This window comes from Flavobacterium sp. I3-2 (assembly GCF_013389595.1).
GTDB lineage: Bacteria > Bacteroidota > Bacteroidia > Flavobacteriales > Flavobacteriaceae > Flavobacterium.
Map to the genome: position 1 here is coordinate 1,704,849 of NZ_CP058306.1, position 12,425 is coordinate 1,717,273.

At 30.9% G+C, this 12,425-nt stretch carries 11 protein-coding genes and 2 tRNA genes; 10 read left to right on the forward strand and 3 right to left on the reverse strand.

What is annotated here, in order from left to right; translation table 11 throughout:
* The first annotated feature begins 15 nt into the window (after positions 1–15).
* The 4 genes from HW119_RS08025 to HW119_RS08040 are packed head-to-tail and all read left to right on the forward strand — an operon-like array spanning position 16 to position 6,211.
* Positions 16–627, forward strand: a complete 612-nt coding sequence (locus HW119_RS08025) for a TetR/AcrR family transcriptional regulator (protein WP_177763051.1) — start codon at positions 16–18, stop codon at positions 625–627.
* A gap of 4 nt (positions 628–631) precedes the next feature.
* Positions 632–1,951, forward strand: a complete 1,320-nt coding sequence (locus HW119_RS08030; protein ID WP_177763053.1) for a TolC family protein — start codon at positions 632–634, stop codon at positions 1,949–1,951.
* Positions 1,952–1,967: 16 nt separating this feature from the next.
* Positions 1,968–3,026 (forward strand): efflux RND transporter periplasmic adaptor subunit, encoded by a 1,059-nt coding sequence (locus HW119_RS08035; protein WP_177763056.1) that lies wholly within the window; start codon positions 1,968–1,970, stop codon positions 3,024–3,026.
* Positions 3,027–3,037: 11 nt separating this feature from the next.
* Positions 3,038–6,211 (forward strand): efflux RND transporter permease subunit, encoded by a 3,174-nt coding sequence (locus HW119_RS08040; RefSeq protein ID WP_177763059.1) that lies wholly within the window; start codon positions 3,038–3,040, stop codon positions 6,209–6,211.
* A gap of 600 nt (positions 6,212–6,811) precedes the next feature.
* Here HW119_RS08040 and HW119_RS08045 read toward each other — a convergent pair.
* From HW119_RS08045 to rbfA, 3 genes are all read right to left on the reverse strand, one after another.
* Positions 6,812–7,198: a hypothetical protein gene (locus tag HW119_RS08045; protein WP_177763062.1), complete on the reverse strand. Its 387-nt coding sequence runs from the start codon at positions 7,196–7,198 to the stop codon at positions 6,812–6,814.
* An 87-nt stretch (positions 7,199–7,285) separates the two neighbouring features.
* The gene (locus HW119_RS08050) at positions 7,286–8,491 is read right to left on the reverse strand and encodes an ABC transporter permease (RefSeq protein ID WP_177763065.1); all 1,206 of its coding nucleotides are present in this window, start codon (positions 8,489–8,491) and stop codon (positions 7,286–7,288) included.
* A gap of 1 nt (position 8,492) precedes the next feature.
* Positions 8,493–8,885, reverse strand: a complete 393-nt coding sequence (gene rbfA, locus HW119_RS08055) for a 30S ribosome-binding factor RbfA (RefSeq protein WP_177763068.1) — start codon at positions 8,883–8,885, stop codon at positions 8,493–8,495.
* A gap of 64 nt (positions 8,886–8,949) precedes the next feature.
* Here rbfA and mce point away from each other — a divergent pair, with 64 nt between their 5' ends.
* The 6 genes from mce to HW119_RS08085 all read left to right on the forward strand — a co-directional run bounded on the left by mce (position 8,950) and on the right by HW119_RS08085 (position 12,400).
* Positions 8,950–9,351, forward strand: a complete 402-nt coding sequence (gene mce, locus HW119_RS08060; protein WP_177763072.1) for a methylmalonyl-CoA epimerase — start codon at positions 8,950–8,952, stop codon at positions 9,349–9,351.
* 69 nt (positions 9,352–9,420) lie between these two features.
* A tRNA-Ile gene (locus tag HW119_RS08065) sits at positions 9,421–9,494 on the forward strand.
* A gap of 26 nt (positions 9,495–9,520) precedes the next feature.
* A tRNA-Ile gene (locus HW119_RS08070) sits at positions 9,521–9,594 on the forward strand.
* Positions 9,595–10,033: 439 nt separating this feature from the next.
* The gene (locus tag HW119_RS08075; protein WP_177763075.1) at positions 10,034–10,561 is read left to right on the forward strand and encodes a hypothetical protein; all 528 of its coding nucleotides are present in this window, start codon (positions 10,034–10,036) and stop codon (positions 10,559–10,561) included.
* 179 nt (positions 10,562–10,740) lie between these two features.
* The gene (locus HW119_RS08080) at positions 10,741–11,076 is read left to right on the forward strand and encodes a helix-turn-helix domain-containing protein (protein ID WP_177763078.1); all 336 of its coding nucleotides are present in this window, start codon (positions 10,741–10,743) and stop codon (positions 11,074–11,076) included.
* Between the two features lie 76 nt (positions 11,077–11,152).
* The gene (locus HW119_RS08085) at positions 11,153–12,400 is read left to right on the forward strand and encodes a primase-helicase family protein (RefSeq protein WP_177763081.1); all 1,248 of its coding nucleotides are present in this window, start codon (positions 11,153–11,155) and stop codon (positions 12,398–12,400) included.
* Positions 12,401–12,425: the final 25 nt, after the last annotated feature.

A 12,425-nucleotide genomic window follows, 5' to 3' on the forward strand; every position in this document is an offset into this window, starting at 1 on the left:
TTTAAAAAATGATTTATGAAAGAAGCAATTTTAAATAAATCGCTAAAAATGTTTGTTGTCCATGGTTTTAAATCCATAACTATGGATGATATAGCTAAAGAAATGGGAATTTCTAAAAAAACGATTTATCAACATTTTGATTCAAAAAACGAGTTAGTTAAAGCAACGGTTGAGTATGTTTATGATTCTGCTTCTAACCGAATGAAAAAAATATCAGGAAAATGCGAAACACCAATACACGAGTATTTTGAAACAAGAGAATGTGTATCTGAATTGTTAGGACACAATATTCAACCAAGTTCTATTTATCAATTTAATAAATATTATCCAGATTTATCTAAATGGATTGAAGATAAAAGACATAAAGATTTTGATACAACAATTATAAGAAATCTTACAGAAGGAGTAGAGTTGGGATTATACAGAAAAAATATTGATATTGATTTTATAGGAAGAATATTTTTTGCATTGCCATCTTCTTTTTTGCACAACGAATTATTTCAAGAGTCATTAAAGATGAGTTCGTTAGAAGAATTAAATATGAAATTTTTGGAATATCATTTAAGAGGAATTGTAACTCCAAAAGGATTAGAAGTTTTAGAACAAATTTTAAAAGAAATAAATTAAATATATGAAAAAGCTCACAGTTGCTTTAGTTGCTTTACTGTTCGGAAATATAGTTCAGGCGCAACAAGTTTTAACGCTAAAAGATGCGGTAAATTTCGCTTTAGAAAATAAAGCAGAAGCTATAAAAGCTAAATTAGATGTCAAAAATAGCGAGTTTATGATTGACGAAGTTAGAGCAAGTGCGCTGCCTCAAATCAGTGCAAATGGTGGTTTAACTTATAACGCTATTTTACAAGAAACAGCTTTAGATTTTGGTGGAACTTCTCAAGTAATTAAAATGGGTAAACCATGGCAATCAACAGCTTCGGTTTCGTTAAATCAACAAATTTTTAATCAGGCTGTATTTACAGGTCTAAAAGCTGCTAAATCAACGCGTGAATTTTATCAGATTAATGCTAAGTTAACAAACGAGCAGGTTATTGAGAAAGTAGCTTCAACTTATTACGAATTGTATAAAACTAAGTCTCAGATTGAAACTTTAGATAAAACAATCGAAAATACAACACGTGTTCGTGATGTAATTCAAAGTTTATTTAATAGTGGTTTAGCTAAAAAAATTGATTTAGACCGTATGAATGTAACTTTAAATAATGTTATAAGTTCTAAACAACAATTAATCAATGGATTAGAATTACAAGAAAATTCATTGAAGTATTTAATCGGAATGGATATTAATAATGAGATTGAACTTCCTGAAAATACGTTTGAAATTACTTCTTTAGCTTTTGTTGAAGATGCACATACAAGCCTAAACAGAACCGAAATTGAATTGTTAGAAAAACAAGGCGAACTTTATGACTTGAATTTAAAAGCTACTATAGCTCAAGGATATCCAACATTGAGTTTAACAGGTAATTACGGTTATTTAGGAATTGGAGATAAAATGCCTTGGTTTCAACATTATCCAAATGCATATTGGTCAGATTATGCTTCAGTTGGTTTAAATTTAAATATTCCAATTTTTAATGGTGGTGTAAATAGAGCAAAAATCAAACAAGCAAAAGTGGATATTGAAAAATTTAATGCTGATGTGAATGATGCTAAATTAGGTTTAAGTTTAGAATTCGAAAACGCTAAAGCACAAATTACAAACTCATTAATTACTTTAAATACACAAAAAGAAAACGTGCAATTGGCGAAACAAGTTTTAGAAAATGTTGAGAATAACTATAAAAACGGTTTGGCAACATTAACAGATTTGTTAGAAGCTGAGACTTCGTATTCAGATGCTCAAAACAATCAAACAAATGCTTTATTAGATTATAAACTGGCAGAAGTTCAGTTAATTAAAGCTAAAGGAGAATTAAATTCATTAACGAAATAAAATAGGAAACATAAATATGAAAAAAGTAATCATTACTGGAATCGTTGTAATTGCTGCATTAGCTGGAATTATGTATGTATTGAATAAAAACAAAGCAACTGCTGAAATGCAAACACAAATTGTTGCTGAGAAAAATGCAGCGATAATGGTTCGTGTAGAGCCTGTTGAATTTAAAGAAGTTAACGGACAATATATTGCTAATGGTATTTTTATGCCTAAACAAGATGTGAAAATTTCTACAGAAACTCCAGGTGTTGTTTCTCGTGTTAATGTTTCTGAAGGTTCGTTTGTGAAAGCTGGTCAAATTTTGGCAGTCGTTAAAAGCGATAAACAAAATGTTAGTGTAGCAAATGCTCAGGCAGTTTATAACAATGCTAAAGCTGAAGTAGCTCGTTTTGAAAGCGCTTATGCAACTGGTGGAGTTACCAAACAACAATTAGATAATGTAAAATTACAATTGGTTAACGCTAAAAATAATTTAGAGAGTGCTCAAATTACGGCATCTGATGTTAATATTACTGCATCTTTCTCTGGAATTGTAAATAAGAAAAATATCGAACCGGGTTCTTACGTTAATCCAGGTCAAGAAGTTTTCGAAATCGTGAACGTATCAACTTTAAAATTACGTGTAAATGTTGACGAAAAAAATGTCGGAAGTCTAAAAATTGGTCAAGCTATAAAAGTTGAATCTCCAGTTTTAACAGGAAAAACGTTCACAGGAAAAATTACTTTCATTGCACCTAAAGCAGACGGAAGTTTAAATTTCCCAGTTGACTTAGAAATTCAAAATAATCCAGATAACGAATTGAAAGCTGGTATGTACGGAAATGCATATTTTGGAGATTCGCAAATGTCTAACGTATTAGTAGTTTCTCGTAACGCATTTGTTGGTTCAGTTAGTTCAAATGAAGTTTTTGTTTTAAGAGACGGAAAATCATATTTAACTAAAGTTACTGTTGGTAGAACTTTTGGCGATTTAATCGAAATTACATCTGGATTAAAAGCTGGTGAGCAAGTTATTGTTTCAGGACAAATTAACTTAGTAAACGAAGCAGTAGTTGAAATCATCAAATAAAGAATTTGTAAATGAAAATATCTGAAATATCAATTAAAAGACCCAGTGTAATTATAGTACTTTTTTCGTTACTATTACTGGGTGGTATCGCTTCGTATTTCTCTTTAGGATATGAGCTGATTCCAAAGTTTGACGTAAACGTAATTACTGTACAAACGGTTTATCCTGGAGCTGCTCCAGAAGAGGTAGAAACCTCTGTAACCAAAGTAATCGAAGATGCAGTTTCGTCGCTAGAAAATGTTAAGAAAATTGAATCAAAATCAATGGAAAGTGTTTCTGTGGTTATGATTACATTAAATACTGGCGCCGATGTAAATTTCCTGCTTACCGATGCTCAACGTAAAATTAATGCCGTAGTCAACGATTTACCCGACGATGCCAAAACGCCATCGTTAAGTAAATTCTCGTTAGATGATGTGGCGATTATGAACCTTTCGGTAACATCGAATTTAACAGAAAAAGAATTATACGATTTATTAGACCAAAAAATTCAGCCGGTTTTTGCACGTATTAATGGTGTTGCAAAAGTTGACATGGTTGGAGGTGAAGAAAGAGAAATTCAAGTTAAGGTTTTTCCTGAAAAACTTACAGGTTACGGTTTAACTATTAATCAAGTTCAACAAATTCTTGCGGCTTCCAACTTAGATTTTCCTACCGGAAATATTAAAACAAGAAACAATCAAACAACGATTCGTTTATCTGGTAAATTCAGTTCGTTAGAACAAATGCGCGATTTACCTATAACAACTCCATCAGGAGCTACCATTCGTTTAAGTGATATTGCTGAGGTTTCTGACGGAATTAAAGACGTTGAAAAGATTGCACGTATCGATATGCAAAATACCATCTTATTACAGGTGTTTAAACAATCTGATGCGAATGCGGTAGAAGTTTCGAATCTAGTTAAGAAAACTATCGAAACAGTTCAGACAGATTATGCAGACCAGAATATTAAAATTTCTGTTGCATCCGATTCAACAGATTATACCATCAATGCTGCAGACCACGTAATGGTCGATTTAGGTATTGCGGTTGTGTTAGTAGCATTTATTATGTTATTCTTCTTACACAGTTTACGTGATGCTGCAATTGCAACATTTGCAATTCCGTTATCGTTAATTGCTACTTTTATTGCATTAAAAATGTTTGGTTATACCTTAAACTTAATGTCATTATTAGGACTTTCGCTTGTGGTTGGTATTCTTGTGGATGATGCCATTGTGGTAATCGAAAACATTCACCGTCACATGGAAATGGGTAAAAATAAAGTTCGTGCTTCATACGATGGTGCAAAAGAAATTGGATTTACAGTAACAGCGATTACCATGGTAATTGTGGTAGTATTCTTACCAATTGCGCTATCAACTGGTTTGGTTTCTGATATCTTACGTCAGTTCTGTGTAACAGTAATGATTGCAACAATGTTCTCGTTCTTGGTGTCATTTACAGTTGTGCCTTGGTTATATTCTCGTTTTGGTAAATTACAACACATCAGTAAGCATTCTTTCTTCGGAAAAATATTAAACGGATTTGAAGCTGGTTTATCAAAATTAACTCACGGAATTTCTGGAATCTTAGTTTGGTCGTTAAAAAACAGATGGAATAAGATTATCACTTTAGCAATTACATTGGTTATGTTCTTTGCTTCTTTAGGATTAGTTGGTGCAGGTTATATTGGAGGGGATTTCTTCCCAGCGAGTGATAAAGAAGAATTCTATGTTCAGTTTGAGTTAGATAAAGATGCGTCAATTGAGCAGACCAATATCTTGATTCAAAAAGCGGAAGCTTATTTAGCTAAAAAACCTGAAATAGATAAAATTATTACTACTGTAGGTCAATCTTCAGATGGAATGATGTCAACTTCAGGAACTAAATATAAAGGTGAAATTCAAGTCTTTTTAGAAGATGGACATAAGAAAAAAGAGCCAACAAAAGTTTATGCGGCTAGGTTAAAACGTGAAATGGAAAACATTGCTATTGGTGCAAAAGTTAAAACTATTAATGTTGGATTAATGGGAGCAGAACAAGCGCCATTAAACTTAACTGTAATTGCTCCAACGCAAGAAGTTGCATTAGAATATGCTGAAAAAGCTGCTGAATTATTAGCTAATATTCCAGGTTCTTCTCAAATTAAATTGACTTCAGAAGATGGTTCGCCAGAGGTTGTAGTTAAATTAGACCGTGATAAGATGAACTCTTTAGGTTTAAATGTTGCAACAGTTGGGGGAACAATGCAAACAGCTTTCTCTGGTAATACAGATACAAAATTTAGAGCAGGTGATACAGAGTACGATATCAATATTCGTTATGACGATATGGGTAGAGGTACTATTGATGATGTGAAATCAACTAAGTTCATAAACAGTAATGGAGAAAGTATTACATTAGACCAATTTGCTGATGTTACTTATGGTTCTGGACCATCGTTATTAGAGCGTAGAGATAAATCTCCATCGGTTTCTATTCAATCTCAAGTTGTTGGAAAACCTGCGGGTACTTTAGCTGACGAATGGCAAGCACAATTTGAAAAATTAGAATTAAAACCAGGGGTAACTTTTAAATGGGGTGGAAATAAAGAAAACCAAGATGAAGGTTTTGGTACTTTAGGAATTGCATTATTAGCTGCTATTTTATTAGTTTATTCTGTAATGGTAATTTTATATGATAGTTTCTCTAAACCGTTTATTATCTTATTCTCAATTCCATTATCGTTCATTGGAGCTTTATTGTTCTTAGCATTAACAAACGAGACGTTAAATATTTTTACTATTTTAGGTATCATTATGTTAATTGGACTTGTGGCCAAGAATGCGATTATGTTAGTGGATTTCGCGAATCATAAAATTGAGTTAGGAGCTAGTGTTTATGATGCTTTAATTGCAGCAAATCATGCGCGTTTCCGTCCGATTTTAATGACGACTATTGCGATGGTTATTGGTATGTTACCAATTGCAATGGCTACAGGTGATGGAGCTGACACAAACCGAGGATTAGCAATTGTAATTATTGGTGGTTTATTATCATCATTATTCTTAACCTTAATTATTGTACCGGTTGTTTATTCTATTTTTGATAGTATTGGTAGAAGATTTGGTAAAAAAGATAAAGACAATTATTCTGAATTAATTTCAGCTGACTACGTTCCGAATGAGAATTATGTTGATGAATTTGATGATATGAAATAATCTAAATTTATATAAATACAAAAAGCCTTTCAGTTTTCTGAAAGGCTTTTTGTATGTAGTAAAGTGGTATTGCTCATTGATTTGTTTTTATTCTTTTTTCTAGTTCGAATCGTAAGTATTTTGAAGAAGTTTTGCATAAATATCTCATTTATAAAACTAAATAGAAAATGTTATTTAAATGATTAAAGCGATAAAAATTGTACTTATTTCGATTGTTTAACTGAACAAATATTTTATATAGCAATTTTGAACTCTCTTATGAATAAAAAATCAATATCATTTTTTAATAGGCTACAAAAAAAAACTCTAGTTGTATTTAACTAGAGTTTTTGTTATATAATGCTTATTTGTTAATGTTAAATTTAGCAGGTTTCTTAGAGCTAACTTTAAGAAAATATTCTAATTTATAAAAAAAAATAATTTATTGATTACCATCGTAACTTTTATTTTAAAATCGATAGTATAAAACTTTTTTAAAATGTAAATAGTTATTTGGTATTATTGTGACAAAAAACTTCAATAAATTACTGTTAAAGTCAAAACAATACTTGATTGTTTGGATTCTAAATATAAAAATTATTGGTTGAATTTGGAATTGAATTATCCACCAACATAAACAACAGTTACTGTTGGACTATCAATATAACCATTTAGTTTAGCTTTAACTCGAAAAGTACCAGGAAAAGCAGATGTAATTGAACTTCCTCCAATTTGTAAATCATTTACGTAATAAGTTACTTCGTTAGTTACATCTTCTCCGTTTAAAACAGTTGTGAAACTAACTAGAGAACCAGCACTTACATTGCTAGCTGAAACGTATAATGCTAACTGATTATGTTGAATATTTGAACTGCCTTCATCACCTGGAATCTCTAAAGATTCTTTGTCTGTTTGCGCTTGTTTAGCAGATTCATCATCAGTGGTACATGAAACTATAGGAAGTACAAATACTAATGAAATAGCGAATAATTTAAATATTTTTTTCATAAAAAGTTATTAATTAAATAAAAACGAATTTATTAAATAATTCTTAATATCAAAAAAAATACTTGTTAAAACCGAAAAAATATTGATTTAAGTGTATAAATATTTTTTATTTATACGTGTTGATGCTAGAAGTGATGCAAAAAACGATAAAATAAATATCGTAAAAAATACAATAATTATATTCAAAACATTAATTTCAACAGGATATGGGACTTGTTCTGAAATGGTTATGAATTGAAATTTATATTGTAGATAAACAATAAGGAAGCCTAATATCAGACCAAAAAATGCTCCAAGTGTAGAAAGAAGCATTCCTTGAAAAAGAAAAATTCGTTTTAAATTTTTTATACTAACTCCAATATCATTCAATGTTTTTAGATGCTCTTTTTTTTCTAAAATCATCATGATTAATGCTCCAGCTAACGAAAACAATGTGACGATAATAACTAAGGTGAAAATTAAATATATAGCAATGCTTTCTGTTTGATGCATTTTGTGCAAACTCGCATTTAACTCGGAACGATTTTTTATTTGATATTTATCTCCAAAAATTTGTACTAAAGCTTTTTTAGCTTGGTTTTCTGAAAATTCATTTGCAATTTTGAATTCAATTTTTGAATATTGATTCTTATTCCATTCCAAAAGTTCTTGAGCTAAACGAATGTCGGCGTAAATGTATTTTCCATCAACATCTGAATTTTGAAGAGAATAAATACCAATTGGATGAATGTTGAATTTGTTATAAGCATCTTCTGGAGAATCAAATGCACCTTCACCAGGTTTCATCGCCAAAACTTCTAGGGATTTATCTTCAGAATAAGTTCCGACTGATAAGTTATTTGCAATCATTTGACCTAAAACAACTTGATTTGTATTATGAAGTAGCCAATCTCCATAAATTACATGATTGCTAATTTTAGTTACATTATTATACAAAGAATCAATACCTTTGATGTTAGCAACTAATTGTTTTTCTCCAAAATTAAAAACAACTCGTTCTTCAACTACGCAAGAATATGCTAAAATTTCTTTTAGATTATTTATTTTTTGAATTTCATTTTCAGTTAAAGAAATTGATTTTCCATGAATAGGTTCTATCGTAATATCAGGATCAATTTCGTTTGTAAACGAAAGGTTGAATGTTTTTAAACCACTGAAAACAGATAAAACAACAAATAATGCCATAGCACTTACTATAATTCCAAAGGTCGAAATTTTAGTAATTGTGTTAATTGCTTTGGTCTTACTTTGACTAAAAGCGTAACGTTTGGCTATGTAAAAAGGTACGTTCAAGTTATTTTTTCTTTCTACGTGCTAATAAATCTCTATCAACAATCGGATTTTCTTCAGCTTTTAATGCATTGTCAATTTTTTCGATATAATCTAAACTATCATCGATGTAAAACATTAAATTCGGAACTTTACGTAATTGATTTTTTACACGCTGCGCTAAATCATGTTTAATTAACGGTGCGTTAGTTTTAATTGCAGTTAACAATTCAGCAGCTTTTTCGTTAGGAAAAATACTTAAATAAACTTTAGCAATAGATAAATCAGTAGTTACGGTTACTTTAGAAACGGATATAATTAAATTAGATATTCCGTTTTTACGTACTTCACCTTGTAAGATGTCAACTAAGTCACCTTGTAATAAAGCACCCATTTTTTTCTGTCTGTTTGTTTCCATGCTGCAAAAATACAAAATTTAAGCAGATATATTTATCTTTGTATCATATTACAATTAAAAAAGCATGAGAAAAATAGAACATATCGGAATTGCGGTAAAAGATTTACAAACCTCAAATTTAATTTTCGAAAAATTATTTGGAGCTCCAGCTTATAAAGAAGAAGAAGTAGCATCTGAAGGCGTAAAGACCTCTTTTTTTATGAACGGTCCAAATAAGATTGAATTGTTAGAAGCAACAAATCCAGATTCACCTATTGCTAAATTTTTAGAAAAAAAAGGCGAAGGAATTCATCATATTGCTTTTGATGTTGAGGATATTGTTTCTGAAATAGAACGTTTAAAAAATGAAGGATTTACAGTTCTTAACGAAATTCCAAAAAAAGGTGCTGATAATAAATTAGTTACATTTTTACATCCTAAAACTACAAATGGCGTTTTGATAGAACTTTGTCAAGAGATAAAATAAATTTATTAGAATGCTTGTAAGAATGTAGAATTTGCCTTAATATTGCACTCGTTAATAACCATTGACGCCGGTCCTATAGCTCAGTTGGTTAGAGCACCTGACTCATAATCAGGTGGTCCCTGGTTCGAGCCCAGGTGGGACCACAACAAACCAAAGTTGTAAAAATATTGGTCCTATAGCTCAGTTGGTTAGAGCACCTGACTCATAATCAGGTGGTCCCTGGTTCGAACCCAGGTGGGACCACTCTCAGAATCAAGCCTTTACAGAAATGTAAAGGCTTTTTTATTTTTTACTCCCTAACATTTGACGAACATCATTTCTTTCACTATCACTTATTTTTTTTATATTTATGAAAGCTAAATGATCTTACATGACTGCTTACATATACTTCTTATCCTTTGTTTTAGTTTTTTCAAGAATATTCATTCCTATATTTCTGCTCTTAAGGTTGTTTTTTATTGTTAAGCCGGTATTTGTGAATTTGTATGTAGAAGAGAAATTAAAATATTATGAAGGTGTAAACAAAAGCAGATTGTTCATTTTGCTGGTTCTTTTTCTACTATCCACTTTTATAGGAATTTTATACAGCAATGATATCTTTGATAACTCCAATACGTACAATATAACATTCAATGTTTTTACACTTGCGTTAATTCAGTTTTTGCTTTTGTACTTATTTGAAATGAAGACGCCAAAAAACAGTATAAAATTAGTTAGAAACTATTTCCAGAATCCTCGAGAAATTTTAAAAGAAAAAAAGATCGTATTCGAAGATACTATTGAACCTTTACCAATTAGTCCTACTTTACCGTTTACTCCTCTTGGTGTCAGTTTTAAAGATTCAATAAATTTACTGAACGGTGATATAATTAAACAAATAGATCGCAGGGTATTCGAATTGATTATTGAGAAAAGTCTTCCTGTTTTTCAAGATCAAGCGTCTATTGATAATCTATACAAATTGTGTAATGGAATTGAAATCAAACCAAAATCGATTTTAATAAAAATTAATAATAAGAGGAATTCAAAACAATCCATAGTTGAAATTTTAGCAGGCGTTTTCAATATTCAAAATAATTGGAATTCAGAAATTAAAGAACGTACCAATACAAAAATCGTAGAATTTTTGAATACGTACGTTCTTATTAACAGCGGAGAAAAAACGTTACATAGTAACGATTTTACGCGATTATTTGAAAAATTGGATTAGTACCAATGTAAAATGCGATTACAAAAGTCTTTTCTATTCATAAGAAATAAGACATAATGATTTAACCTCTCTATTGAAACTTCATTTTAGGTTATTTTGTTCGTGTAAATCTTTTTTAAACGATTTTTTACGCTTCAGAACTGCTGTAAAATTGCTCCATAATTCAAAACATCAGAATCATGGACAACAAAATTTTTATTTCCAAACTTGATCGGTTAGAGTCAATCGTTCAGGAACTTTCAAAGAAGCAAGACGCTTTTATTGAGAAAGCATTGATGAAATTATCTTTAAACAGTAAAGATATTTACTCCTCTGAAGAGGCAGCTGAATTTTTATCAATCGAAGTTAAATACATCTATCAACTTACCCATCAACGAAAGATTAGGTATTCAAAGAAAAAAGGACAAAAGAAAATTTATTTTAGAAAAGAAGATCTTTTAGACTATTTAAATGGAGAGATCATGAGCACCACAGAAGACTTAGAAAATGCTCACGCTTCTGTATGGAAGAAATAGTCATTCTTTTTGAGCAAAAATTTCTTTCTCCATCTTTTTAATAAATCCTGAATTAAGGATTTTAATACTACATCTTATGAATTTAGATATTCCATATATCCGAGTCGGCACTTCTTATTTCAAAATAATCGATAAGCCCTTAATTTCGGGCGATAAAGTTAAAGTTATGGTTCGCTGGAACCGGGAAACTATTATTTCCGATCATGGTAGATCATTTTTAAACAAAGTACTTAAGTTAGACGGATTTTGCTGCATCCCCAACCATTTTGGCTACGCACAAATCGTTGGTGATTTTTATAATACGTACAATGAGCTTCCTATGAAGCCCATTGACAAAAAGTTCTCGTTAGAGGAACTCGAAAAGCTCATTCCGAATTCGCTACAGTTTATGTACCACATTTTTGGCGAGCAAAAAGAATTCGGGTTGGATTACATTAAACTTTTATACGAAAAACCAACACAGACGCTGCCTATTCTTTGTTTGGTAAGTAAGGAACGCTCCACTGGTAAAAGTTCATTTATCAAATGGCTGAAAGCTATCTTCGGTATGAACATGACGTACATTAAAGGCGATTCGTTTGGTTCGCAATTTAATTCTGACTGGGCAAGTATGTTGATTGTCGCTATTGACGAAGTGTTTTTTGATAAAAAAGAAATTACAGAACGCTTGAAATATCTATCGACAACCGACAAAGACAAAATTGAAGCTAAAGGAAAAGACCGTCAGGAAATCGAGTTTTTTGCCAAGTTCATTCTTTGTTCAAACAATGAAGATAATTTTATCCAAATAGACGAAGAAGAAATTCGCTTTTGGATTCGTAAGATTCGTCCCATTCAAACCGAAGATGTATTCTTTCTTAAAAAGCTGTATAAAGAAATCCCTTATTTTCTGAAGTTCCTTCAAACAAGAAAATATTTTTCTGAACAAAAAACACGCATGTGGTTTAAACCCGAACAAATCATGACAGCTTCTTTACTGAAATTGGTCAATCGTAATAAAGAAGAAATATTGATTTTAGAGCTTCTGCATGAATGTTTTGAGAAAATAGATGAAGAAGAACTTAAAGTAGCTCCTAACGATCTTTATCTTTTGTTGCGCAGGCACAACAGCAAAATTTCTATTTCTGCTAATGAAATAAGAAATATTTTGAAACGATGGAATTTCAATCCCGAAGATAATACAAAGTCTTATCAGGGAATTGAACTATTGTCACATGGCGAGTTTATAAAAGTAGATCGTAGAGGACGATTTTACACCATTAAAAAGTTTTTGTTTTATAAATTATTTGATGCTTTGATGCAAAATGATGATAAAGCCTTGTAAACCTTAGAAAAAAGGATTGCATCAA